The sequence below is a fragment of the Micromonospora sp. DT81.3 genome, assembly GCF_049847225.1.
In the GTDB taxonomy this organism is placed as follows: Bacteria; Actinomycetota; Actinomycetes; order Actinomycetales; family Microbacteriaceae; genus Microbacterium.
In genome coordinates, this window is the sequence record NZ_JBNCNY010000003.1 from 277,636 (window position 1) to 300,321 (window position 22,686).

24 protein-coding genes and 1 tRNA gene are annotated in these 22,686 nt (G+C 69.6%); 12 read left to right on the plus strand and 13 right to left on the minus strand.

Going from position 1 to position 22,686, the window contains the following annotated elements:
• The first annotated feature begins 31 nt into the window (after positions 1-31).
• Entirely contained in the window at positions 32-1,126 is a 1,095-nt protein-coding gene (locus tag ACPW96_RS09085; protein WP_425882804.1) for a glycosyltransferase family 2 protein, read from the plus strand.
• Between the two features lie 21 nt (positions 1,127-1,147).
• Here the strand turns inward: ACPW96_RS09085 and ACPW96_RS09090 are convergent, their stop codons facing one another.
• Positions 1,148-1,387, minus strand: a complete 240-nt coding sequence (locus ACPW96_RS09090) for a hypothetical protein (RefSeq protein ID WP_425820219.1) — start codon at positions 1,385-1,387, stop codon at positions 1,148-1,150.
• A gap of 3 nt (positions 1,388-1,390) precedes the next feature.
• On the opposite strand from ACPW96_RS09090, the gene ACPW96_RS09095 reads away from it, so the two are divergent.
• On the plus strand, positions 1,391-2,203 hold the full coding sequence (locus ACPW96_RS09095) for a class I SAM-dependent methyltransferase (RefSeq protein WP_425820218.1): 813 nt from the start codon (positions 1,391-1,393) through the stop codon (positions 2,201-2,203).
• 20 nt (positions 2,204-2,223) lie between these two features.
• Here ACPW96_RS09095 and ACPW96_RS09100 read toward each other — a convergent pair whose 3' ends face one another.
• Together ACPW96_RS09100 and ACPW96_RS09105 are read right to left on the minus strand one after the other, a co-directional pair.
• Positions 2,224-3,159 (minus strand): hypothetical protein, encoded by a 936-nt coding sequence (locus ACPW96_RS09100; RefSeq protein ID WP_425882805.1) that lies wholly within the window; start codon positions 3,157-3,159, stop codon positions 2,224-2,226.
• Positions 3,160-3,249: 90 nt separating this feature from the next.
• Positions 3,250-3,582 carry a hypothetical protein gene (locus ACPW96_RS09105; protein ID WP_425882806.1) on the minus strand — a complete coding sequence of 111 codons (333 nt, stop codon included), beginning with the start codon at positions 3,580-3,582 and terminating at the stop codon, positions 3,250-3,252.
• A 182-nt stretch (positions 3,583-3,764) separates the two neighbouring features.
• Between ACPW96_RS09105 and ACPW96_RS09110 the strand changes: the two genes are divergently transcribed.
• Positions 3,765-4,406 carry a nitroreductase family protein gene (locus tag ACPW96_RS09110; RefSeq protein WP_425820215.1) on the plus strand — a complete coding sequence of 214 codons (642 nt, stop codon included), beginning with the start codon at positions 3,765-3,767 and terminating at the stop codon, positions 4,404-4,406.
• 81 nt (positions 4,407-4,487) lie between these two features.
• On the opposite strand, the gene ACPW96_RS09115 is transcribed toward ACPW96_RS09110, so the two are convergent.
• The 5 genes from ACPW96_RS09115 to ACPW96_RS09135 form a co-directional block, all read right to left on the minus strand.
• Positions 4,488-4,766: a DUF3253 domain-containing protein gene (locus tag ACPW96_RS09115; protein ID WP_425882807.1), complete on the minus strand. Its 279-nt coding sequence runs from the start codon at positions 4,764-4,766 to the stop codon at positions 4,488-4,490.
• Between the two features lie 102 nt (positions 4,767-4,868).
• Complete coding sequence (locus tag ACPW96_RS09120) at positions 4,869-5,156, minus strand: hypothetical protein (RefSeq protein WP_425882808.1); 288 nt, start codon at positions 5,154-5,156, stop codon at positions 4,869-4,871.
• A gap of 110 nt (positions 5,157-5,266) precedes the next feature.
• The gene (locus ACPW96_RS09125) at positions 5,267-6,703 is read right to left on the minus strand and encodes a CDP-glycerol glycerophosphotransferase family protein (protein ID WP_425882809.1); all 1,437 of its coding nucleotides are present in this window, start codon (positions 6,701-6,703) and stop codon (positions 5,267-5,269) included.
• The gene (locus tag ACPW96_RS09130; protein WP_425882810.1) at positions 6,700-7,965 is read right to left on the minus strand and encodes a CDP-glycerol glycerophosphotransferase family protein; all 1,266 of its coding nucleotides are present in this window, start codon (positions 7,963-7,965) and stop codon (positions 6,700-6,702) included. Before ACPW96_RS09130 ends, ACPW96_RS09125 begins: the two co-directional genes overlap by 4 nt.
• 53 nt (positions 7,966-8,018) lie before the next feature.
• Complete coding sequence (locus tag ACPW96_RS09135; protein ID WP_425882811.1) at positions 8,019-9,557, minus strand: S1C family serine protease; 1,539 nt, start codon at positions 9,555-9,557, stop codon at positions 8,019-8,021.
• Between the two features lie 191 nt (positions 9,558-9,748).
• Between ACPW96_RS09135 and ACPW96_RS09140 the strand changes: the two genes are divergently transcribed.
• Positions 9,749-10,855, plus strand: coding sequence for an aminotransferase class I/II-fold pyridoxal phosphate-dependent enzyme (locus ACPW96_RS09140; protein ID WP_425882954.1), 1,107 nt, complete (start codon positions 9,749-9,751; stop codon positions 10,853-10,855).
• Positions 10,856-10,888: 33 nt separating this feature from the next.
• Here ACPW96_RS09140 and ACPW96_RS09145 read toward each other — a convergent pair whose 3' ends face one another.
• The gene (locus ACPW96_RS09145; protein ID WP_425882812.1) at positions 10,889-11,689 is read right to left on the minus strand and encodes a carbon-nitrogen hydrolase family protein; all 801 of its coding nucleotides are present in this window, start codon (positions 11,687-11,689) and stop codon (positions 10,889-10,891) included.
• Complete coding sequence (locus ACPW96_RS09150; protein WP_425820207.1) at positions 11,686-12,207, minus strand: DUF6328 family protein; 522 nt, start codon at positions 12,205-12,207, stop codon at positions 11,686-11,688. The genes ACPW96_RS09145 and ACPW96_RS09150 overlap by 4 nt, the downstream gene beginning before the upstream one ends.
• A 102-nt stretch (positions 12,208-12,309) precedes the next feature.
• On the opposite strand from ACPW96_RS09150, the gene ACPW96_RS09155 reads away from it, so the two are divergent.
• Positions 12,310-12,383: transfer RNA gene (locus tag ACPW96_RS09155), tRNA-Met, on the plus strand.
• A gap of 60 nt (positions 12,384-12,443) precedes the next feature.
• On the opposite strand, the gene ACPW96_RS09160 is transcribed toward ACPW96_RS09155, so the two are convergent.
• On the minus strand, positions 12,444-12,914 hold the full coding sequence (locus ACPW96_RS09160; protein WP_425820206.1) for a MarR family winged helix-turn-helix transcriptional regulator: 471 nt from the start codon (positions 12,912-12,914) through the stop codon (positions 12,444-12,446).
• A gap of 74 nt (positions 12,915-12,988) precedes the next feature.
• On the opposite strand from ACPW96_RS09160, the gene idi reads away from it, so the two are divergent.
• From idi to ACPW96_RS09195, 7 genes are read left to right on the plus strand one after another with little or no spacing between them, the layout of a single operon-like run.
• Positions 12,989-13,546 carry an isopentenyl-diphosphate Delta-isomerase gene (gene idi, locus ACPW96_RS09165; RefSeq protein WP_425820205.1) on the plus strand — a complete coding sequence of 186 codons (558 nt, stop codon included), beginning with the start codon at positions 12,989-12,991 and terminating at the stop codon, positions 13,544-13,546.
• Positions 13,543-14,598 carry a polyprenyl synthetase family protein gene (locus ACPW96_RS09170; RefSeq protein ID WP_425882813.1) on the plus strand — a complete coding sequence of 352 codons (1,056 nt, stop codon included), beginning with the start codon at positions 13,543-13,545 and terminating at the stop codon, positions 14,596-14,598. The genes idi and ACPW96_RS09170 overlap by 4 nt, the downstream gene beginning before the upstream one ends.
• Complete coding sequence (locus tag ACPW96_RS09175; protein ID WP_425820203.1) at positions 14,595-15,533, plus strand: phytoene/squalene synthase family protein; 939 nt, start codon at positions 14,595-14,597, stop codon at positions 15,531-15,533. The genes ACPW96_RS09170 and ACPW96_RS09175 overlap by 4 nt, the downstream gene beginning before the upstream one ends.
• Positions 15,530-17,116, plus strand: coding sequence for a phytoene desaturase family protein (gene crtI / locus ACPW96_RS09180; protein ID WP_425882814.1), 1,587 nt, complete (start codon positions 15,530-15,532; stop codon positions 17,114-17,116). The genes ACPW96_RS09175 and crtI overlap by 4 nt, the downstream gene beginning before the upstream one ends.
• Positions 17,116-17,457, plus strand: a complete 342-nt coding sequence (locus ACPW96_RS09185; protein WP_425820574.1) for a lycopene cyclase domain-containing protein — start codon at positions 17,116-17,118, stop codon at positions 17,455-17,457. The genes crtI and ACPW96_RS09185 overlap by 1 nt, the downstream gene beginning before the upstream one ends.
• Positions 17,454-17,780 carry a lycopene cyclase domain-containing protein gene (locus ACPW96_RS09190; protein WP_425882815.1) on the plus strand — a complete coding sequence of 109 codons (327 nt, stop codon included), beginning with the start codon at positions 17,454-17,456 and terminating at the stop codon, positions 17,778-17,780. Before ACPW96_RS09185 ends, ACPW96_RS09190 begins: the two co-directional genes overlap by 4 nt.
• A complete protein-coding gene (locus ACPW96_RS09195; RefSeq protein ID WP_425882816.1) occupies positions 17,777-18,670 on the plus strand; it encodes a prenyltransferase in 894 nt (297 codons plus the stop codon). The genes ACPW96_RS09190 and ACPW96_RS09195 overlap by 4 nt, the downstream gene beginning before the upstream one ends.
• 27 nt (positions 18,671-18,697) lie before the next feature.
• Here the strand turns inward: ACPW96_RS09195 and ACPW96_RS09200 are convergent, their stop codons facing one another.
• Complete coding sequence (locus ACPW96_RS09200; protein ID WP_425882817.1) at positions 18,698-19,738, minus strand: zinc-binding dehydrogenase; 1,041 nt, start codon at positions 19,736-19,738, stop codon at positions 18,698-18,700.
• Positions 19,739-19,740: 2 nt separating this feature from the next.
• The gene (locus tag ACPW96_RS09205) at positions 19,741-22,662 is read right to left on the minus strand and encodes a UPF0182 family protein (RefSeq protein WP_425820198.1); all 2,922 of its coding nucleotides are present in this window, start codon (positions 22,660-22,662) and stop codon (positions 19,741-19,743) included.
• Positions 22,663-22,686: the final 24 nt, after the last annotated feature.

Below are 22,686 nucleotides of genomic sequence, written 5' to 3' on the forward strand. Positions count from 1 at the left end.
CTTCAGCTTAGGTGCGTGACATGATCGACGAGTGAATGTCGACGACCCGAGGCGCAAAGACGCGCCTCCGGTCGCCGATGGTGCGGGTGTGTCGTTCGTGATGCCCGTGCTCAATGAGCGGCGCTATCTGGAGCGCGCCGTGGAGACCACGCTCGCCCAGCAGGTGGACGGTCCTACTGAACTGGTGCTGGCGCTCGGACCGTCGACCGACGGCACCACCGAGCTGGCGGAGCGACTTCGCGCGGCGGATCCGCGCATCACCCTCGTCGACAACCCCGAGGCGGACATCCCGATCGGTCTGAACATCGCCATCCGCGCGAGCACGCTGCCCACGGTGGTGCGGGTCGACGCGCACTCCGAACTGGCAGCGGACTACACACAGCGCGCCCTCGACACGCTGTCCCGTACGCGAGCCGCCAACGTCGGAGGCGTGATGAGGGCAGACGGGCTGACGCCGTTCCAGCGCGCGGTCGCCCGGGCATACAACTCCCCCATCGGGCTCGGCGGCGGCGCATATCACGGTGGCACACACGAGGGCGAGGCCGAGTCGGCCTACCTGGGCGTGATGCGCCGCTCCGTGCTGAACGAGGTGGGGCTTTTCGACGAGACGATCCGCCGAGGCGAGGACTGGGAGCTCAACCTCCGCATCCGTGCCGCCGGATACCGGGTCTGGTTCGACCCGACGCTGGCCGTGACGTACTGGCCCCGCGAGAGCTGGGTGCGCCTCGCCCGTCAGTTCCACGCGACGGGAACCTGGCGCGGTGAGCTGGTGCGCCGATACGGCCGGCGCAACTCCGTCCGCTTCTTCGCGCCGCCGGCGCTCGTGCTGGATCTCGTTCTGAGCCTCGTCGTGGGGGTCCTGCAGCTGACGGGGGTGCTGACCGGGTGGTGGGCGTTGGCGGCATCCGTCGTCTACCTGCCCGTGCTCGCGTACGCGCTGCTCATCGTTGCCGTCTCGCTGGGTCGCGGCGGGGGCCGCGGCTGGCGCGACAAGCTGTGGACGCTCGCCGTGCTGCCGACGATCCACCTGACGTGGGGCGTCGGCTTCCTGGGAGGCCTGCTGCGCGGCGCGCACGACACCGTCGACACCAGCCGCCTCGGCGACCGCAACACGCCGCTGCCGTAGAACCCGACAACGTGAGCATGCTCAGAGCCAGCGGCGCACGCGGGCCCGGTACGCACGGTACTCGGCGCGGAACTTCCCCTCCAGATAGCGCTCCTCGGGGAGGATCGCTCCCCACAACAAGGCGAACACCCCCACCGGCAACAGCACCGCCGCCCAGAAGGACGGCCAGAACAGGGCCAGAGCCAGATCCAGCGCGATCAAGCCGAGATAGAGCGGATTGCGGCACCTCTTGCCCTCCTCCGGCACGGGCCCGATACTCATCGCATGGCAGCGGAGCTCGAGGACTGGGCGCGGACCTTCGACGAGGTGTTCTCGACACCCGCGTCGACCGTCGCCGACGAGGTCTGGGCGGACGTGTATGGCGACGAGTACCCCGCCGGCCTGGAGATCTACTCATTCACGTCACGATCAGAACTGCGTCTGATCGCCGAGTGGCTCGCAATCCCCCGGGTGGGAGGCGCGCTCGTGGACATCGGATGCGGACGTGGCGGTCCCGGCCTCTGGGTGGCGGGCGCGACCGGGGCCCGCCTCACCGCAATCGACATCGCGGCTTCGGCGCTGGAATCCGCGCGCGCCCAGGCAGTCCGGCTTGGGCTCGCCGATCGTGCGGGATTCCAGCTCGGATCGTTCGAGGCCACCGGCCTCCCCGACGGCTTCGCCGACGCGATCATGAGCGTAGACGCCCTTCTCTTCACCCCCCACAAGGAGGCCGCCCTGCGTGAACTCGCCCGTATCGCACGCCCGGGCGCGCGGCTGGTCGTCACGACCTGGGATTTCGACGGTCAGCCCTCGAATCGCCCGCCGCAGGTGTCAGACCACCGCGACATCGCCCACGATGCCGGCTTCGACGTGATCGCGTACAACGACACCCCTCATTGGCGCGAGTATCAGCGCGCGATCACCGCGCGGCTGCTGCAGCGAACCTCGGACCTCGCTGCCGAGTCCGGCGAGTCACCCGAGCAGGTGCGCGAGGGCATCCTCGAGATGGAGGCGACTATGGCGTTGCAGCGGCGACGTGTGCTCATGGTGGCGCAGCGGGCTGACGGTCAGGTAGGGACGCAGCATCTTCACCATTGACAGTGAATGCAGCGCCCCGGCTAGCCTTGCGACGCGTTCGGGTCAGCGCCGTCCTGATACACGTAGACGTTGATGTGGTCGCCCCTGAGCACCAAGCGGGTGAGACTGCCGCTCCCCATGATGTCCGCAATGGTGTCGGCGCCTTTGAGGGAGCACCCTTCGGCGGCGCGCCCCCCGTCGCTGATCGGCTGGCCGAAGGCGGCCATGAGCACGCAGGTCATGCCGAAGCGAGACTCCCCGCTCCAGACGCTGAGGCTCCCGACGGGGCTCTCGAAGTCCTCATAGCGCTTCAGCCCATCGGGACTGATTCCCAGAACATCGAGTTTGCCGCCCGGATCCTTCGGCTGATCGGCAGCGACACCGTCCGACCGCAGTGCGAGCACGCGATCTGGTGCGGGCACGTACGACCCACGTCCCTGCCCAGCGGGGACGCGCGGCGTCTCTGCGGTCGCCGTCTCGGCCGGAATAGGAGCGGACTGATCAGCAAGCAGCTGCCAGATCCCCGCGGTGAGGGTCACGTTGAGGACGAGGGCCGCGATGGCGGCGCCGACGATCAACGAGCGGCTGCGCCGCCACCACGACACCGCGGGGACTCGGTTGATCCCGTCGGAATCGGCGGTCGACCCCTTTGCGTCGTCTTGCGCGATGAACGACGTTGCAGCACGCTCCTGCTCGGCGAACGCCCCGCCGACAGCCTGATGGACCGACGTCGAAGCAGAACGCCACCCTTCAACAGTCTCAACGACCGGCACGCGTTCCGGGATCGGAGCCTGCACCCCTGTGCCGGCATCGCCGACACGAGTCGGCTGTCGGCGTTGAGCGGCCTCCAGCTCGGACAGGCGAGCCTGAGCCGCGGCATCGCCGGCGATGTCGGCCTCCGGTCCGTAGGCGCGTCGTCGCAGGCGCTCCAACTCGTCCGCTTGTTCGGACACGACCGACCCCCGCGGGGCATCCATGTTCTCATTGTCCTCCCGCCCGCTGAACGGGGCCAGGGGTGCGCCGCCGACGGGTGGCACGGATGCCCGGCTGCCGCGGCGATGTGCACCTCAGCGTGTGAGGAACGCGAGCTCTGTCTCCCAGCGGGTCTTGCGGGGCTCGGTGCGAGGGTCCGTCACGTAGATCTCGAATCGCCCGGCCCAGCGGGCACCGGCATCCGCTTCCTCTACGTCGAACCGGATGAGCTCCGCTCCGGCCCACTCGAAGAGGAGTCGGTGGGCTCGCAGCGAGTGATTGATGTAACGCAGCAGCGCGTAGGTGCCGCTCGGCGCCGCGCCACGCTGCACCCTCTCGTCGCCGTGCGCGGTGGCGAAGGCGCCCACCTCGATGTCCATATCGCCAGCCATGTCGACGGTGTGCAGCCGCATGTAGAACGAGCCCACGCGTGCTCCCTTCGACAGCAGCCGCCTCGACGGTACATCACGCACTGCACGCACCGTCCGCCCTCGGGCGTCCTTCGAAGCGCAGTGAACCCGCAGTGTCGGTCTGCGTGCGCCTCAGCATCATGTGTCCCGGGGAGAAGGAGTGGCGCCGAGGAATCCTCCACTCCCGATAACGTCGGGCTATGAGCGACGTACTCCCACTGAGCCCCGACGAGCTGTTGACGACTACCCGCTCGGTGCGGCGACGGCTCGACCTCGAACGACCCGTCCCGGTCGACGTCATCCGAGAAGCGCTCGAGGTCGCACTCCAGGCGCCGACAGGCAGCAACGCCCAGACGTGGCACTGGATCGTCGTCACCGACGCAGAGAAGCGCCAGGCTATCGCCGAACTGTACGCGCGATCATTCGCCCGTTATCGCGCATCCGGTGCCCGCACGTACGCCGACCCGACCCGTCAGGCGGTGCAGCAGCGGGTTTCATCGAGCGCCGACTACCTCGCCGAGCACATGGGGGATGTCCCGGTCCTGGTGATCGGCGCCATCTTCACCGGCGCCGAGGACTTCGAGGCCGGAAGCCAGGCCGGTCTGTGGGGGTCACTTCTCCCGGCCGCCTGGAGTCTGCAGCTCGCGTTGCGGGCACGGGGCCTCGGCAGCGCCTGGACGACCCTGCATCTCGCGTACGAGCGCGAGATCGCAGAGCTCCTCGGCATCCCCCCGACGGTGCACCAAGGCGTGCTGCTGCCCGTCGCGTACACCGTGGGAACGGACTTCCGACCCGCACATCGTGCGCCGCTCGAGGAGGTTCTGCACATCGACGTCTGGTGAGGGTCAGCGCGGGATCGCCGCTCGCCTGGATGTCGGGCGGGTGAAGAGCTCGCGGTGTCCCGCACAGGGAAGGTGGATGGGCTAACCCATGCGGCGGCGAATCCGGATCGGACCGCGGGCAGTCGCCAGGTCGACGACTGCACCTCGCTGAGTGATATCGACCTTCTCAGCTGCCACCAGACGACCGGCTGCTGCCCGCGCATCGTCCATTTGCTCGCGCCACTTCTCTCCACCGACAACGCGCGCGGCGTCGGACGGACAGATGGTCGACGTGAGGGCGCGTTGAGCCAGCAGTTCCATGATCGCTTCTTCGAAACGCGCGCCGGTGGGGGAACGCTCGCCACCACCGTCGCCGCTCACATACCAACTATGCACCCACGTGACTCGACCGGCGCGGGCGTCGGGATGACCACGCCGCGACCACGCGGCAGGCGAGACGCCTTCCGCCCCGACTCGATGACATCAGCGGGACTTTCGTGCGCGGATCGCGCCGTACGCGCGCATCAACTGGGGGACGACGAGGTACACCGCAAGGGGTACGACGATGAGGGTGAGCACGAACGCCCGGGCGACCGGGTGCCAGTCGACGGAGACCGGTCCGATGAGCAGCATGCCGATCGCGACGAGCGGGAAGATCGCCAGCCACGTGATGACCGCGCGGACATGCACTGACGGCGGGTTCGGCGCCGACGGCGCGACGACCGGAGCGGCAGTGGCGTCTGGCAGGCCGGTGGTCGCGGATGTAGCCATCGGGGCTCCCTCTGGGTCGGCTGGTAGACAACTGCAACGGGGCAGCCGAGGCCGGCATTCCCGTTGGTCGTTGGTCGGTCAGCGAGATGGTGCTCCGCACCGCGCCTGACTCAGCCCTCGATGAAGTGCTGGTCGAGCAGCCTCGACACGACGCGCTCGGCCGCATGGCCGTCATCGCGGGCGTTGAACTTGCGGCGCCACGCGGCGTACGCCTCGGCGTACGGTGCCGCGTCGTCGGCACGGATGGCCGTCACCAGCTCGACCTGCGTGCGGATGACGGGGCCCGGTGCGTGCGCCGCGAGATCGAAGTAGAACCCCCGCAGCTCGCCGCGATAGTGCTCCATGTCGGGCACCAGGAAGTACATCGGCTTCCCCGTCACGGAGAAATCGAACATCACCGACGAGTAGTCGGTGATCAGCGCATCGGCGACCAGCAGCAGCTGCGAGGTGTCGGGGTAGCCCGTGACGTCGATCACGCGCGGTCCGGCCGTGTCGCGGCCCGGCTGCAGGGTGCGGGAGTGCCCCCGCACGAGCACGACCGCGTCCGTCTCGGCGGCGAGGGCAGCGGGGTCGACGAAGTCGACGATCTCGGAGCGGTCATCGCGCCAGGTCGGGGCGTACAGCAGCACCCTCTCGTCCTCGCCGATACCCAGTGCGGCCCTGGTCGCGGTGGCATCACCGGCGCTGAGCACGTCGTTGCGCGGGTAGCCCTCCACCCAGATCGGTCGGGTGAGGAACGCATACGCCTTGCGCAGGATGCCGGCCGCATAGGGGTTCTGCGCGAGCAGCACGTCCCACCGCCGCGACTCCTTGACGACCGCCGCGGCACGGCGCGGGTCGAAGCCCGGACGATGCAGGGCCAGCCGCTTGAGCGGTGTCCCGTGCCAGGTCTGCAGCACCCGCTGCCCCGGGCGGCGCGAGTAGCGCCGGCGCAGCCAGTCGTTCACCACGATCAAACGGGAGGCACCGCGGGCACGCCACCATTCCGGGCTGCCCTCGACGACGGCGAGAGCGCCGTCCGGCACCTGCACGGAGTAGTCCACGACGCTCCAGTAACGCGTCAGCGACGGCGATCGAACGGCGAGCTCGCGATCGATCGCCAGGGGGTTGCAGCTCGCGTTGCGCCCGTAGAAGCTCTCGAAGAAGACCGCGTTCTCCAGGGTGCCGCCGGCACGCGCGGCGTAGCGCCGCTCGAGGGCGTCCTGGCCCTCGCCCGAATCGTAGGCGGGGTCGATCGGCGGACCGATCCGCACGGTGTGCCCCTCGAGGCTCGCCCGGAGGGTGCCCAGCATGGCGAGCGGAACAGGATGCGAGGGCTCCGCCCGGTCGATGCGCAGCTCGTAGTCCCCGGTCGGCAGGGGAAGCATCGGGCCGCCCCAGCGCGCCGCCTCGAGAGGGATCGTGGCGGTCCAACCCGCGTCATCGCCCTCCACCACGCCGGTCGAGCGCGCGCGTCCGCCCACCAGCTCGGCGCTGCTCGGCGCTGGTCCGTTCCCCTCGACGATCAAGGCGGGCGTGCCGTCCATCGTGAAGCGGGCGGAGGTCATGGGGCTCCCTTCGGAGCGCCGGCGGCTGCGCCGGCGCGAGAAATGATGGCACGGTACACCCGCGCCGTGTTGCGGCCGTCGCGATGCGCGTGCACGCGCCCGCTGAGGGCTCGCGACCGTTCGACCCGTTCTGCGTGAACTGTCTCGTCGCCGAGGATCGCCTCCAGCTGCGCGGCCGCGGCCCTCCAGGTCGTGGCGTAGTCGTCGCCGGCGACGTCCGAATACCTTCCGTAGAAGCCGCGGCGCTGCGCGTAGGCCTCCACGTCGGGCGCCAGGTAAACGGCCGGCACGGGCACGAGCGCGCAGTCGAATGCGAGGGACGAGTAATCGGTGACCAGCACCGCGAACGCGGGCAGGGCGGGCGTGATGTCGGCGAGGATGCCGCTTCCCAGGGTTCGGACCCGATCGGTGTCGAACGGCGGCCGGTACTCCCCCGCGCCGAGCGGATGGGAGCGCACCACGAGCACGGCGTTCCGGTGCTCCAGCACATCGACGAGCGCCCGCCACTCCTCGGCATCCGGGATCGCCGGATCCGGATCGCCGTCGCGCCACGTCGGCGCGTAGAGCACCATCCGGCTGTCCGCCGGAAGCTCGCCGAGCAGCCCGGACACGAGCTCCGTCGCCGCGGCGCGGCGCCCTTGCTCGGTGCCGACCGAGAGCACGTCGACCCGTGGCTCGCCGGTCACCGGCACGCGATCCTCCGGCAGCGAGAACGCCGACTCGAACCGGCCTCGGGCGAGGTGCGAGGCCGCGGGCAGCACGCCGATGCGCCGGGTCGCGCCACGGTACATGGCGCCAAGCGCCGCCCGCACCAGCACCGACGACGGCAGGATGCCGCTGCGGAGCGTCTCCGGCGAGTCCAGCCCGATGCGCTTCAGGGGGATGCCGTGCCAGAGCTGCACCAGGAATGCGCCGGACACGGCGTAGCGGTTGACGTCGCCGAAGCCGTGCGTCACCACCACGATGCCCGCACGGGCGGTGAGCCAGAAGCCACGCACGGAGTGCTTCGGTGCGGTCGGTATGCCCCGTGCCGCGGCATCCGCCGTCTCTCGGGGAGATCCCGTCAGCCAGATCGCGTCGTGTCGCTCGCGGCGTACGACATCCCATAGAGCGAGCGCTCCGTCTCCGATGCCGGCCCCGCACCCGATCACCCAGGCGCCGTCGCGGCGCGGGATCAGCAGGGTGGCGATGCGGCCGAGCAGGTACAGCGGGATGCGGACGAGCTTCTGCGCGTTGCCCGCGCCGAACGAGAAGGACGCCACCCCGCGAGCCTATCGCGGGGTGGCGTCCTTGATTCTGGACTGCTGCGCCTGGGCTACTCTCCGAGCGTCCCGAGCGTCACATCGACGGTGACCGACTCGCCGTCGCGCACGTAGGTGAGCGACGCGTCACTGCCGGCGGCCGCTGCGCGCACCTGCGCCGTGAGGTCGACCTGGTCGGTGATCGGCACACCGTTGAACTCGGTGACGACGTCGCCCTCGCGCAACCCGGCGCTCGCGGCGGCACCGCCCTCGCTGACGGCGGCGATGTAGGCACCCGCGATCGTCGAGCCCTCGATCGAGCTGGCGGCGCTCACGTTGGCGCCGAGGAGGCCGTGGGTCGCGACGCCGTTCTCGATGATCTCGTCGGTCACGCGCTGCACGACGTTCGAGGGGATCGAGAAGCCGACGCCGATCGAGCCGGACTGGCCGGACGAGGAGCCGGCGCTGGCGATCGCCACGTTGATGCCGATGAGCCTGCCCTCGCCGTCGACGAGCGCGCCACCCGAGTTGCCCGGGTTGATGGCCGCGTCCGTCTGGATCACGGAGATCGAGATCGTCTCCGACGGGGTCTGCGACTGCTGCTGCCCGGGAATGTCGAAGGTGAACGGTCCACCCTCCCCGGGCGCCGGGGCCTCTTCGCTCTGGTCGGACTCGTCACCGGTGTCGGGCACCGCGGCGGAGGCGATCTCGATGCTGCGGTTCAGCGCGCTGACGATTCCGGTGGTGACGGTGTTCGCAAGGCCCAGGGGCGCGCCGACCGCCACCGTGCTCGAACCGACGTTGAGGTCGGAGGAGTCGGCGAACTCGATGGGCGTGAGGCCCTCGGCATCCGCGAGCTTGATGACGGCCAGGTCGTAGACCGGGTCCAGTCCGACCACCTCTGCGTCGTAGAGGTGTCCGTCTGACGTGGTGACCCGGATGGCGGGGTCCGCGGTGGCGCCGTCCAGCGTCACGACGTGCGTGTTGGTGACGACATAGCCGTCCGAGGTGAGGATGACACCCGAGCCGCTGCCACCGGCGGAACCGGAGGAGACCTCGATCGTCACGACGCTCGGCAGCGTCTTCGTCGCGATCGCGGTGGTCGCGTTGACGTCGTCGGGGTTGTTGACGGTCACGGCCGAGGGCGCCGCCGCGGGGCTCTGCGTCTGACCCGGGAACAGCGAGTTGCCGGCGGCCGCTCCGCCGAGTCCTGCCGCACCGCCGACGAGGGCCGCAGCGACGATGAGCCCGACGACCTTGCCGGCACCCTTGTTCTTCTTGGTGTCCGTCGCGGCGCCGGCGGGAGCGCTCGGCGCCCACGCGTAGGACTGCTGGGGAGCGGTGACGCCGAAGGACTGCCCGGTGGGCGGGCCGGCGTATGCGCGGTCGTCACCGGTGCCGGCGGACGACCCGAGGGGCTGAGTGGGTGCCGTCTGCTGCGGCGCGGTCCACGGCTGGGCGGAGGGCAACGGCGGCGCGGGGCGGTAGGTGGGAGCGGCAGGGGCGCCCGATGCAGCGGGAGCCGGCGCGGGCGCAGACGGCTGCGACGGCGACTCGACGCCCTGGCGGGCCTGGGGGGTCTCGGCGGGGATGTCGCCGTTGTTCTCGGTCATGAGTGCTCCTTCTGACAAGCTCCCTCCAGAGTGCCCGGGGTATCTGTGCGTTTCATATGCCGCGGATGGGATTCGCCTATGCGAGTACCCTGGGCGGGATGCGAAACATTCCGGGCCCCTGGAAGCGCACGGCCGCCGGTGCCGGGCTGCTGTCCGCGGAAGGGGTCGTCGCACCGACGATCTTCGCAGAGATGAGCGCCCTGGCGGCCCGCACGGGTGCGATCAACCTGGGCCAGGGCTTCCCCGATGAGGATGGGCCCGCGCAGGTGCTCGAGGCCGCCCGCGATGCGATCGCACACGGAGTGAACCAGTATCCACCCGGGCGCGGGATCCAGGATCTCCGGCAGGCGATCGCCGAGCATCAGCAGCGGTTCTACAGCCTCCACCTCGATCCGGATCGAGACGTCATCGTCACCGCGGGAGCGACCGAGGCGATCGCCGCGACCCTGCTCGCGCTGCTCGACGGTCCCGAGGACGAGGTCGTGGTCTTCGAGCCGTATTACGACGAGTACGCGGCGTGCGTCGCGCTGGCGGGCGCGACCATGCGCACGGTGCCGCTGCGCTGGCCGGACTTCCAGCCCGACCTCGAACGGCTGGCGGATGCCGTCACCGACCGCACCCGCATCATCCTGGTCAACGACCCTCATAATCCGACGGGCGCGGTCTTCTCGCGGGAGGTCCTCGACGAGGTGGTGCGCCTCGCGCACCTGCACGACGCGATCATCGTGACCGACGAGGTCTACGAGCACCTCACGTTCGGCGTTCCCCACGTTCCGATCTCCACGTTGCCCGGCGCGGGGGAGCGCACGCTGACGATCTCATCGGGCGGCAAGACGTTCTCGACAACCGGGTGGAAGATCGGCTGGGTCTCCGGGCCTGCCGAACTGGTCGACGCCGTGCTGACCGTCAAGCAGTTCCTCACGTACGTCAACGGGGCTCCGTTCCAGCCGGCCATCGCGACGGGACTGCGCCTCGGTCGCGACTTCTTCGACGGGATCGCCGAGACGCTCCGACACAAGCGCGACGTGCTGGTCGAGGGTCTCCGTGCCGCCGGTTTCGGCGTGTCCGTGCCGGATGGCTCCTACTTCGTCGTGGCGGATGCCGCGGGCATCGGCGCCACGGATGCCGCGGAGTTCTGCCGCGCGCTTCCGGACCGCGCGGGGGTGGTCGCCATCCCGCTCACGGCCTTCGCCACTCCGGAACGGCGCGCCGATTACGCGACCCTCGTCAGGTTCGCCGCCTGCAAGCGCGTCGAGGTGCTCGAAGAGGCGGCATCCCGGCTCGCGGCGCTCGGCTGAGGGCACCCGGCGCCCGCGGCTTCGTCCCGGGTCTCAGAGCGGTGTGACGCCGAAGCGGCGCAGCCGCAGCGCGGGGTTCACGCGTCGGACATTCGAGATCGCGTCGCGCTCGATATGGGCCACGGCCACATCGGTGGTCGTACCGACGGCGGCGATCTCGACTCCTTGGGGATCGACGATCATCGAGTGCCCGACGCCGAGGGGCGGCGGATGATCGGCGGCCGCCACGTACATCGTGTTCTCGATCGCCCTCGCGTGCAGCAGGGTGCGCCAGTGGTGCTCCTTCAGCGGACCACGCACCCATTCCGCCGGCACGAGGGCCACATCCACTCCGGCGTCCGCAAGCAGGCGAGACACCTCCGGGAACCTCAGGTCGTAGCAGGTCATCAGTCCGAATCGCAGGCCGTCGATCTCGAAGGTCTGCGGCGGCTCGATCTCGCCCGCCTCGATCCAGTCCGACTCGCGCTGTCCGAAGGCGTCGTACAGGTGCAGCTTCCGGTAGCGTGCCAGCATCCGCTCGCCATCCACTGCCACCACGGTGTTGCGCACGCGACGGTCATCGGATCCTCGCTCGAGCAGCCCCGCGACGATGTGCACGCCGTGCTGGGCGGCGAGCGTCCTCAGACCCTGGACGAACGGGCCGTCGATGTCCTCGGCGTTGTCGGCGACCGACTCGTCGAAGGGGTCGACGAAATAGCTCGAGTACTCGGGGAACAGCACGAGCCCCGCGCCACGGCCGCGCGCCCTCGCGACGAGCTCGCCGATCAGCTCGAGGTTCGCGCCCGCGCCGGCGGTCGGGGCGAACTGCGCCACGGCGATCGCGAGGGCGTTCACGTGTCGGACCGCCTGTGTGATGCCAGCCGCACCCGCATGCGCAGCGGGGCGATCACCCAGAGCACGAGGATGAGGATGCCCAGAACGATCGCGGCGACCCATGCCGCGGCGTCTCCGATCACCACTTCGAAGACGAAAGCCACGACACCGACGAGGAGCAGCGAGACCGTGGCGAGGGAGGCGATGAGGGCGGCGTGCCCGTACGCGACGACGTTCGCCTTCGCCCGCCGCTGGAACAGCGCGCGGTGCAGCGATACCGGCGCCAGCGCCATGATCGAACTGAGTGCCGAGAGCACCACGAGGATCAGGTAGAACGTGCGCTCCCCTTCGTCGAGGTCCGCGAAAGCCGGCTGGAACGCCAGGGCCAGGAGAAACCCGGTGAGGATCTGCGTGCCCGTCTGCAGCACCCGAAGCTCCTGCAGCACCTCGATCCAGTTGCGGTCGTAACGCTCGCTCGGCGTTTCGTCGCGGCCGTCGTCGAGGTCGTCTCCTGGGCGGGTGTCCCTCGTGGCGGCCATCTGATCATCCTTGCCATTGCCGCTCACCGCGGCAACCGAGGTGCCTCTTTTCCGCCGTGGTTCGACCGACTCCGCAGGCCGTGCTAGAGTTAATTCTTGTGCCGCGGGGTGGAGCAGCTCGGTAGCTCGCTGGGCTCATAACCCAGAGGTCGCAGGTTCAAATCCTGTCCCCGCAACAAGAAAGTCCCGGAAACCGCACGGTTTCCGGGACTTTTTCCTTGCCTGCGCGAGCGGCATCACTGGGGGTCGACGACCTCGCAGATCTCCCCGATGAATCGGGTGATGACGGCCAGCTCTTCGTCGGTGTACCGGTCGGCAACGGCCCTCATCGCCTCGAGGCGCGCGCCGAAGTGCGTGTAGAACGCCTGGCGTGATTCGTCGGTGAGGACGACGATGCGCGCACGCCGATCCCGGGGGTGCGGGCGGCGCTCCACATGACCCGAAGCAGATAGCCGATCCAGGAGCTTGCTGGTCGAGGCGGTGGATATCCTGAGATGACGCGCGAGATCGTGCGGGCTGACATCCGTCGACCGCTGTTCTCGCACCACGAGCATCCGGAGGGCGGCGAGGTCCGTGGTATTCATCTCCATGTCGCCCTTGATCTCTCCGTACATGCGGTCCATGGCGTCGCTGAAGGCGCGCACGGCATGAAGAACACCGAGCACGGCGTCCTCGTGCGGGGTACGCGGCGCGGCCCATCCAGCCATGTGGACACCCCTTCCTCTGCCGTTGTATCATCAACGAACACAGATCGCTAGATAAACTAGCAAATGGAGGACTCATGACCGACACCGATCACGTCGTCCTTCTGGATGACGAGGGCCGCGAGATCGGCACCGCCCCGAAGAGCAGCGTGCACGGCACGGACACGGCTCTTCACCTCGCGTTCTCGTGCCACGTCATGGACGAGGAGGGCCGCGTCCTGGTGACCCGCCGCGCGCTGGGCAAGACCACCTGGCCCGGCGTGTGGAGCAACTCGTTCTGCGGCCACCCTCGCCCGGCCGAGCCGGTGCTGCAGGCCGTGCACCGCCGTGCCGAGTACGAGCTGGGCATCACCCTCACCGACATCCAGCTCGCGCTCCCCCTCTTCCGCTATCGCGCAGTGGATGCCAGCGGCATCGTGGAGCACGAGGTCTGCCCCGTCTACACCGCGCGCACGTATGACGAGCTGCGCCTCAACCCGCTCGAGGTCGCCGAAGCGCGGTGGGTCCACCCCGCCGACCTGGCGTCGTCGCTGTCGGGAACGCCGTGGGCCTTCAGCCCCTGGCTCGTGCTCCAGGCCGAACAGCTGCACCTCTTCAACATCGCGGATCCGCTCGTTCAACGACGCGCCTCATGACACCCCTGGCCGCGGACGCGGAAGAGCAGCTGAACCGCGAACTCGAGCGCGCGCTCTCGGACATCGATCGGCGGATGGCGGGCCGCGGCGCGGCTTTCGACGCTCTCGCCAAGGCCATGCGCCGCGCCATCCGCGGGGGCAAGCGCTGGCGACCGGCGCTGGTGGTCTCCACCTTCAGGGCGCTGGGCGGCGACCCGGCGACGACGCCCGCCCTCTATCCCGTCGCGGCCTCGTACGAACTGCTCCACACCGCCCTCGTGGCCCACGACGACGTCATCGACCGCGACACCGTACGCCGCGGCATCCCGAACATCTCGGGCGAGTTCCGTGCCCGCGCCGTCGAGCACGGAGCGGATGCCGCCGGTTCCGAGCTGCTCGGCGACACCGCCGGCATCCTCGCCGGCGACCTGCTGCTGCACGCCGCCCAGCGGATGATCGCGCTGGCCGAGGCAGACGAGCACACGCGACGACGCCTGCTCGATCAGCTGGATGATGCGGTCGTGGTCTCGGCGGCGGGCGAGCTCGCCGACGTCGAGCATGCGATCCTCGACGGCGCGCCCGATGCGATCCTCGCCGCCACCCACGACAAGACAGCCGTGTACTCCTTCTGCGCTCCCCTGCGCGCGGGCGCGACGCTCGCCGGCGCGGACGATGAGACGGATGCCGTGCTGCGGCGCTTCGGCGCCCGCCTCGGTCTCGCGTATCAGCTCGTGGACGACCTCATCGGCGCATTCGGAACCGACGCACAGGCCGGCAAGCCCGAGGGCGCCGACCTGCGCGAGGCGAAGAAGACCCCTCTCATCGCCTTCGCCAGGGACACGGGGTCGTGGACGGATGTGCAGGGCGCGCTGGCGCTCGCCCACACCGGGCCGATCGCGCTGCGGCGCGCGCAGGACGCGCTGGAGGGAACAGGGGCGCGGCGACGCCTGCAGGACATGGTGCGTCAGACGATCGACGAGGCGCAGGCCATCGTCGATGCCGCCCGGCTTCCCGACGAGGCGCGGCGCATGCTGCGCGAGCTCGCCCACGCCGTCGAGGGGCGCATCCCGTGAAGCCGGACTCGACCGGGCTCGCGCTGTACGACCGCACCGCTGACGCGGCGGCGGGCGAGGTCATCCGCCGCTACTCGACGTCGTTCGGCATGGCCGCGATGCTGCTCGGCCCGCGCGTGCGCCCGCATGTCCGCAACATCTACGCCCTTGTCCGCATCGCCGACGAGATCGTGGACGGGCCGGGCGAGGAGTCCGGGATGTCGAATGCGCAGGCGCATGCCGTGCTGGATGAGCTCGAGACGGAGACCCTGGCCGCGATCGACCGCGGTTTCAGCGCCAACCTGATCGTGCACGCCTTCGCGCGAACCGCGCGCGCGTCGGGAATCGAGGCGGACCTGATCGCCCCGTTCTTCGCGTCGATGCGCACCGACCTCACCGTGACATCGCACGACAGCGCCTCGCACGACGACTACGTGTACGGCTCGGCCGAGGTCGTGGGGCTGATGTGCCTTCGCTCCTTCGTCGGCGTGGGACAGAAACCGCCACCGGCGCCGGCTCCGCACCTGGTCGAGGGCGCACGACGGCTGGGCGCCGCATTCCAGGACGTGAACTTCCTGCGCGACCGGCAGCACGATGCCGGCGCACTCGGCCGCGACTACCTCGCCATCGACGGCACGACCATCACCCGCGCGGATGTGCTCGATCGCATCGACGCCGACCTCGCGGCGGCGGCCGCCGTCATTCCCGACCTGCCGAAGGATTGCCGTCGGGCGGTCACCGCGGCGCACGACCTCTTCGCCGAACTCTCGTCCCGCCTCCGACGCAACGACACAGAAGGACGTGTACGCGTGCCCGATCCCGTCAAGCTCGCACTCGCCGCCAGGGCCGTCGCCGGCCGGGCTCCACGGGCCTCCCGAGCGAGCCGGGGGTTTGCGGCGGAGCCCCATCACGCGCCGGCGTCAGCAAGCCGGGGCCACCAGGAGGAGCGCGCATGAGCACCGCGATCGTGATCGGCGGCGGGATCGCCGGGCTCGCCACGGCGGCGCTGCTCGCGGACGAAGGGCACGAGGTCACCGTGCTCGAGGCGCGCGATGAGCTCGGCGGTCGGGCAGGTTCTTGGGAGAGCGGTGGCTTCCGGTGGGACACCGGCCCCAGCTGGTACCTGATGCCCGAGGTGTTCGACCACTTCTTCCGCATGCTGGGCACGACCGCCGAGGAGCAGCTCGACCTCGTTCCGCTCGTTCCCGCTTACCGTGTGTACACGCAGAATCACCCCGAGCCGCTCGAGATCGTGTCGGGCCGCGCCCAGGCGCGAGCGCTCTTCGAGGGCGTCGAGGAAGGCGCCGGCGCGAAGCTCGATGCCTACCTGGACTCGGCCGCCGACGCGTACGACCTCTCCGTGACCCGCTTCCTCTACGACTCCTACGAGAGCACCGCGGCGCTGCGCAGCCCCGAGATGCTGAAGCGGATGCCGCAGCTCGCGCCCCTGTTGACGCGGAGCCTCGCCGGCTACATCGACAAGCGCTTCGCCGACCCGCGTCTGCGCCAGGTGCTCGGCTATCCCGCGGTGTTCCTCGGCGGTTCGCCGTACGGCGTGCCGAGCCTTTACCACCTGATGAGTCACCTCGACCTCGACGAGGGCGTGCTCTACCCCCGCGGCGGATTCACCAGCATCATTCAGGCCATCGCCCGCCTGGCCACGGAACGGGGCGTGCGCATCCAGACCCGGGCGGAGGTCGCGCAGATCACGACCGAGGCGGGTTCCTCGGATGCCGGCGCGTCCAAGCCCGCATCGAAGGCGAAGGCGACGGGCGTGCGGCTGACCGACGGGCGCGTGCTGTCGGCGGACATCGTCGTCTCGGCGGCCGAGCTCCACCACACCGAGACGTCGCTGCTCCCCCGAGCGTTGCAGTCCTACCCCGAGGAGTGGTGGGCCAAGCGCGAGCCGAGTCCCGGCGCTCTGCTGCTGCTGCTCGGTGTCGAGGGCGAGCTTCCCCAGCTCACCCATCACACCCTGCTCTTCGCCGAGGACTGGCGGTCGAACTTCGACGACATCTTCGGCGCGAGCCCCCGCGTGCCCGATCCGGCGTCCGTCTACATCTGCCGCCCGAGCGCGACCGACACCGGCGTCGCGCCGGCCGGGCACGAGAACCTCTTCGTGCTGGTGCCCGTTCCCGCCGACACCTCGCTCGGCCATGGCGGCGTCGACGGCGACGGCGACGCGGCGGTCGAGGCGGCGGCCGACCGCGTCCTCGCGCAGATCTCCGACTGGTGCCGCATCCCGGACCTCGCCGACCGCATCGTCGAGCGCCGCACCATCGCACCGGCCGACTTCCACTCGGACCTCCACGCATGGCGGGGCAACGCCCTGGGTCTCTCGCACACGCTGCGCCAGAGCGCCGTCTTCCGGCCACGGAACGTATCGAAAAAGGTGGACGGGCTGTATTACGCCGGCTCATCGGCACTGCCGGGAATCGGCCTGCCGATGTGCCTCATCAGCGCGGAACTCGTGATCAAACGGCTCCGAGGCGACCGGAGCGCGGGCCCGCTGCCCGAGCCCGTAGCCTTGGGCGTGTGATGCCCGGACTGTATCTGCTCGCGATCCTCGTGTCCGCGGCGGGGATCGCCACGCTCGACTGGCGCTTCCGCCTGGCGGCCTTCGCCGTACCGGGCCGCACGGCCGCGGCGGTCGGCATCGGCACGGCCTTCTTCCTCGTGTGGGATGCCGTGGGCATCGCCACGGGCGTGTTCGTGAAGGGAGACAGCCCGATCTTCATCGGCATCCTGCTCGCCCCCGAGCTTCCGCTCGAGGAGCCCCTGTTCCTGGCGTTCCTCTCCTATCTGGCGGTCGTGCTGTGGAGCGCGTCGATCCGGATGCTCGCCAGGCGCAGGTCCCGCACCGCGGCGGAGACGGCATGACCTACACCGTCATCACGCTCCCGTTCCTCGCCGTCACGGCGTTCGTCGCGCTCAGCACGCTCCGCCACCCGGGTTTCGGCCGTCGAATGGCGGCGTCCGGAATCGCGTCGGTGGCGCTGATCGCACTGACGGCGATCTTCGACAACGTCATGATCGCGGCGGGCCTGTTCACCTACCCGGAGCAGCATCTCAGCGGACTGCGCATCGGACTGGCACCGATCGAGGACTTCACGTATGCGCTGTGCGCGGCGTTCCTCGTTCCCGCGGTCTTCACGCTCCTCGCGCCGCGCACCCCCGCGACCGCCGACGGAGCGACGGCGTGAGCGCCGCGGAACGCCTGGGAGCGGCATCCGTCCTGCGGACGCTCTTCGTGTCGTCGCGACCCGTCAGCTGGATCAACACCGCGTACCCCTTCGCCGCCGCCTACCTTCTGACGACGCGGCAGATCGATGCTCCGCTGATCATCGGCACGCTGTTCTTCCTGATCCCCTACAACCTCGCGATGTACGGGATCAACGACGTGTTCGACTACGAATCCGACCTGCGCAATCCCCGCAAGGGCGGCGCGCACGGCGCCGTGCTCGATCGCCGGATGCACCCGATCACCCTCACCGCCGCCGCCGTTCTGTGCATCCCCTTCCTCATCTACCTGGCGGTGATCGGCAGCTGGCAGTCGTGGATCGTGCTGGCCGCCAGCATGTTCTTCGTCGTCTTCTACTCCGCGCCGCCGCTGCGCCTGAAGGAGGTGCCGTTCGCCGATTCGGTCACGAGCAGCATCCACTTCTTCTCCCCCGCGGTCTATGGACTGGTGCTGGCGGGGGCTGTCTGGACGCCGCAGCTGCTGGCGATCATCGTCGCCTTCGCCCTGTGGGGGGTGGCCTCGCACGCCTTCGGTGCGGTGCAGGATGTCGCTGCGGATCGGGAAGCGGGGATCGCTTCGATCGCCACCGCTCGCGGACCGGCATGGACGGTCCGGTTCGCGCTGGTCTGCTACGCACTCGCGGGGGTCGCGATGCTGGCGACCGCCTGGCCCGGTCCGCTCGCGGCGCTGCTCGTCGTGCCGTACCTGCTGGCGGTGTGGCCGTTCCGGCACGTGACGGACGAAACGGCGGCCGAGGCCACGCGCGGCTGGAAGAGGTTCCTCTGGATCAATCAGCTCGCCGGCTTCGGCGTCACGCTGCTCCTGATCTGGTTCTGGATCCTGACGAGCTGAGGGCGGGAGACGGTCAGGGGGCCGCCATCAACCGGCGACCGCCCAGGCCTTGATCGCACGGCGCTCCGTCATCGCGGCGTAGCCGTCGGCGAATCGCTCGAAGGGCAGCCGCAGATCGAAGACGAGTCCCGGCTCGACGGCTCCCTCCAGCACCTCGGGCAGCAGTTCATCGAGGTAGGTGCGCACCGGAGCCACGCCACCGCGAAGTCCGATGTTGCGCGAGAAGTTGTAGCCGACCGGCACCTGCACCCCGTGCGGAACGCCGACGTAGCCGACATCCGCCCCCGCCCGAGCGATGCGGAAGGCGGTCTGCATGGCCTCGTCGAGTCCGACGCACTCCAGCACGGCGTCCGCGCCGACACCGTCGGTGAGCTCGCGCACGGCGGCGGTGGCCTCACGTCCGCGCTCCGCGACGATGTCCGTCGCGCCGAAGCGCCGGGCGAGCGCCTGGCGGTCGGGGTGGCGGCTGAGGGCGATGATGCGGTCGGCGCCGAGACGCGCGGCGGCGAGGACGCCGAGAAGGCCGACCGCCCCGTCGCCGACCACGGCCACGGTGGATCCCGGGCGGACCCCGGCCGCGACGGCGGCGTGGTGGCCTGTCGGAAAGACGTCCGACAGCGTCAGGAGCGATGCCAGCACACCGTCGTCTGCAGGGCGCCCGCCGGGCACGACCTTGAGCGAGCCGTCGGCCCACGGCACGCGCACCGCCTCGCCCTGGCCGCCGTCGCCGTTTGCGCCGCCGATGGCTCCCCCGTTGCGGCAGGCGCTCGTGACGCCGGCACGGCACTCCGGGCAGAACCCGCACGAGTAGCAGAACGGCACGATCACGAAGTCGCCGGGGCGGATGTCGCGCACCTCCGCGCCGACCTCCGTCACGGTGCCGATCAGCTCATGGCCGCACCGCGAGCCCGCCGCCTTAGTGGAGGCGTCGCGGTACCACCACAGGTCGCTGCCGCACACGCACGCGGCGACGGTCTGCACGACGGCATCCGTCGGCTCCACCAGACGCGCGTCGGGCACGTCCTCCATGCGCACGTCACCGACGGCATGGAAGACGAGCCCGCGCACGCTTACTGGCCTTCGAGCTCGAGAAGCGTCTCGATGGCCGCCGTGAGCCGTTCGTCCGCCGCGCCGTAGGCGGCCCAGTCGCCGGCCTGCAGAGCGGCCTCGCGGGCGACGAGCGCCTCCTGGGCCTCCTGCAGAGCGGCCTCGCGCGGGTCACCGGACGGGACCTCCGGTGCGTCAGGGTCCGCCGGTTCGGTCGGCTCGGGAGCCGGAGCCTCCGGATCGGGGATGAGGTCGGGCGTCGTCGGCACGTCCGCATCACCGGTGTCCGCGCCGGAGTCGCCTCCGAACAGGGCGTCGAGGGCCTCGTTCAGCGTGTCCTCGAAGGCCACCTCGTTGCCGAATGCGACCAGCACCTTCTGCAGCTGCGGGAGCTGCGTGCCGCTGGATGCCTGCACGAACACCGGCTGCACGTAGAGCAGACCGCCGCCGACGGGAAGGGTGAGCAGATTGCCGTTCAGCACCTCGGACTGCCCCTGCTTCAGCAGGTTGATCTGCGAGGAGATGATCGGGTCGGCGTTGAACGTGTTCTGCACCTGCCCGGGACCGGGGATCGTCGTGTCGGCGTCGACCACCAGCATCCGCAGCTTCCCGTAGTCCGGACTTCGAACGCCCGCTTCGCTTCCGGCGTTCGAGTCGACGGCGAGATAGCCCATCAGCACGTTCCTCGACGCCGTCCCCTCGGACGACGGGATGAAGCTCGTGAACATCGAGTAGGTCGGCGCATCCTGACCGGGCATCTGCATGGTCAGGTAGTACGGCGGCTGCAGCTGCGTCTCGAGCTGCGGGTCGTTGGGCGTCTGCCACGCGTTGTCCCGCTGGTAGAAGGACTGCGCGTCGTCGACGTGGTACACACCGAGCGCGTACCGCTGCACCTTGAACAGATCGGTCGGGTAGCGCACGTGGCTCATCAGGTCGCCGGACATCTCGCTGATCGGCTTGACCGTCGTCGGGTAGACGTTCTGCCACGCCTGCAGCATCGGGTCCTCGGCATCCCACGCGTACAGCGTCACCGAGCCGTCGTAGGCGTCGACGGTGGCCTTCACCGAGTTGCGGATGTAGTTGATGTTGTCGAGGGCGAAGCGCTGGGCCGTCGTGTTCGAGTCGGAGATGGCCTGCTGCAGGCTCACCGTCGTCGAGTACGGGTAGTTGGCGCTCAGGGTGTAGCCGTCGATGATCCAGACGACGCGGCCGTCGACGACGCTCGGATACGGGTCGCTGTCGATCTCGAGGTAGGGCGCCGCCTTCTGCACACGCACGCTGGGGTCGCGGTCGTAGAGGATCTGCGAGTCCTCGTTCACGTAGTCCGAGAACAGGATCTGCTCCGACTGGAAGCGCAGGGCGTAGATGAGGCGGTTGAAGACGCTGCCGATGCTGGGGCCGCCGTCGCCCTCGAACGTCGTCTTGGTCTCGCTCGCGCCGTCCTCGCCTGAGGGGTAGTCCAGCTCGACGGGGGCCGTGCCCTCGGGGGCGCCGACGATCGAGTACTCCGGCGAGTACTCGCCGAAGTACACACGCGGCTCGAAGTCCTCCTGGTCGGAGAGGAACCCCGCGGCGGGGATGCCGCGCTCGAGGAAGACGGGATCGCCGTCCGTGGTGCGGTCATTGCCCTTCGCCGCGACGACGCCGTAGCCGTGCGTGTACACGAGCGTCGTGTTCTGCCAGGAGGCAGCGGCGCCCAGCTGATCCATGTTGAGCTCGCGCACCGACGTGACGGTGTCCTGCGACACTCCGTCGATGTTGTAGCGGTCGACATCCAGCGGGTCCTGGAACTGGTAGTACGAGCGGTACTGCTCGAGCTGCCGCACCGTCGGGCTGATCACGGTCGGGTCCATGATGCGGATCTGCGCCGTGGTCGCGGCATCCGCCCGCAACTGGTTCGGGCCCACGTCGGTCACCGCCTGGAAGTCGCTCTTCTCGAGACCGTCGATGCCGTAGGCCTGCTGCGTCATGTCGATGCCGCGCTGGTAGTAGTCCTTCTCGAGCGCGAACTGGTTCGGCTGCACCTGGAAGGTGTTCACGATCCACGGGTAGCCGACGCCGACGACGATGGCCGACACGATGAGCAGCGCGGTCGCGATCAGGGGGTACCGCCACCGGCCGATGATGGCGGTCACGAAGAACAGGATGGCGACCAGAACGGCGACGATCGAGAGGATCGTGAGACCCGGGATGACGGCGTTGACGCCGGTGTAGCCGGGGCCGGTGATGCGCTCGCCCGGGTCGACGAGGGTCTTGTACCTGTCCAGCCAGAGGCTCGCGCCCTGAACGAGCAGGTAGAGACCCGCGATGACGGCGACCTGGATGCGGGCGCCCTTGGAGATGCGCAGCTCGCGCTGGCCGATGCGGACCGACCCGTAGAGGTAGGAGACGACGGCCGTCACCAGCAGGCAGAGCAGCAGCACGGCGGATGCGAATCCGAGAACGGCCGAGTAGAAGGGCATCGCGAACAGGTAGAAGCCGGTGTCGAGCTGGAACTGCGGGTCGCGCACGTCGGTGGCGACGCCGTTGAACCAGAGCCAGGTGGTCTCCCACTGGGACGACGAGGCGAAGCCGGCGAAAAGGCCGAAGAAGATCGGGATCCCCCACATCGCGAGCCGGCGGAGCGGTTCCACCACCTCCTGGTAGCGGTCCAGCTGGGAGCTGAGGCGCGCGTACACCGGGCGCAGCCGGTAGGCGAGCTGAATGGACAGCCAGACGGGGAGGGCCATTCCGATGAAGCCGACGAGGAACATCGTCACGCGCGCCACCCACTGGGTGACGAGGACCGATTCGAAGCCGAGCTGCTCGAACCACAGCCAGTCGGCGAACAGGCTTGCGAACACGAAGAACCCGATCACCAGGGCTGCGATCACCACGAGGGAGATCGAGATGATTCGTCTGGAGCGGTTGGGGGTGGCGGGGCGAGGAGCCGACGTCGTGGTCACCTGACCATCCTAGGCGGGCGGATC

Coding starts and splice junctions, on each gene's coding strand:
- ACPW96_RS09090 (WP_425820219.1), bottom strand. CDS start 1,387: ATGAGTATCGGGCCCGTGCCGGAGGAGGGCAAGAGGTGCCGCAATCCG.
- ACPW96_RS09095 (WP_425820218.1), top strand. CDS start 1,391: ATGGCAGCGGAGCTCGAGGACTGGGCGCGGACCTTCGACGAGGTGTTC.
- ACPW96_RS09100 (WP_425882805.1), bottom strand. CDS start 3,159: ATGGATGCCCCGCGGGGGTCGGTCGTGTCCGAACAAGCGGACGAGTTG.
- ACPW96_RS09110 (WP_425820215.1), top strand. CDS start 3,765: ATGAGCGACGTACTCCCACTGAGCCCCGACGAGCTGTTGACGACTACC.
- ACPW96_RS09120 (WP_425882808.1), bottom strand. CDS start 5,156: ATGGCTACATCCGCGACCACCGGCCTGCCAGACGCCACTGCCGCTCCG.
- ACPW96_RS09125 (WP_425882809.1), bottom strand. CDS start 6,703: ATGACCTCCGCCCGCTTCACGATGGACGGCACGCCCGCCTTGATCGTC.
- ACPW96_RS09135 (WP_425882811.1), bottom strand. CDS start 9,557: ATGACCGAGAACAACGGCGACATCCCCGCCGAGACCCCCCAGGCCCGC.
- ACPW96_RS09140 (WP_425882954.1), top strand. CDS start 9,749: ATGAGCGCCCTGGCGGCCCGCACGGGTGCGATCAACCTGGGCCAGGGC.
- ACPW96_RS09150 (WP_425820207.1), bottom strand. CDS start 12,207: ATGGCCGCCACGAGGGACACCCGCCCAGGAGACGACCTCGACGACGGC.
- ACPW96_RS09160 (WP_425820206.1), bottom strand. CDS start 12,914: ATGGCTGGATGGGCCGCGCCGCGTACCCCGCACGAGGACGCCGTGCTC.
- idi (WP_425820205.1), top strand. CDS start 12,989: ATGACCGACACCGATCACGTCGTCCTTCTGGATGACGAGGGCCGCGAG.
- ACPW96_RS09170 (WP_425882813.1), top strand. CDS start 13,543: ATGACACCCCTGGCCGCGGACGCGGAAGAGCAGCTGAACCGCGAACTC.
- crtI (WP_425882814.1), top strand. CDS start 15,530: ATGAGCACCGCGATCGTGATCGGCGGCGGGATCGCCGGGCTCGCCACG.
- ACPW96_RS09185 (WP_425820574.1), top strand. CDS start 17,116: ATGCCCGGACTGTATCTGCTCGCGATCCTCGTGTCCGCGGCGGGGATC.
- ACPW96_RS09190 (WP_425882815.1), top strand. CDS start 17,454: ATGACCTACACCGTCATCACGCTCCCGTTCCTCGCCGTCACGGCGTTC.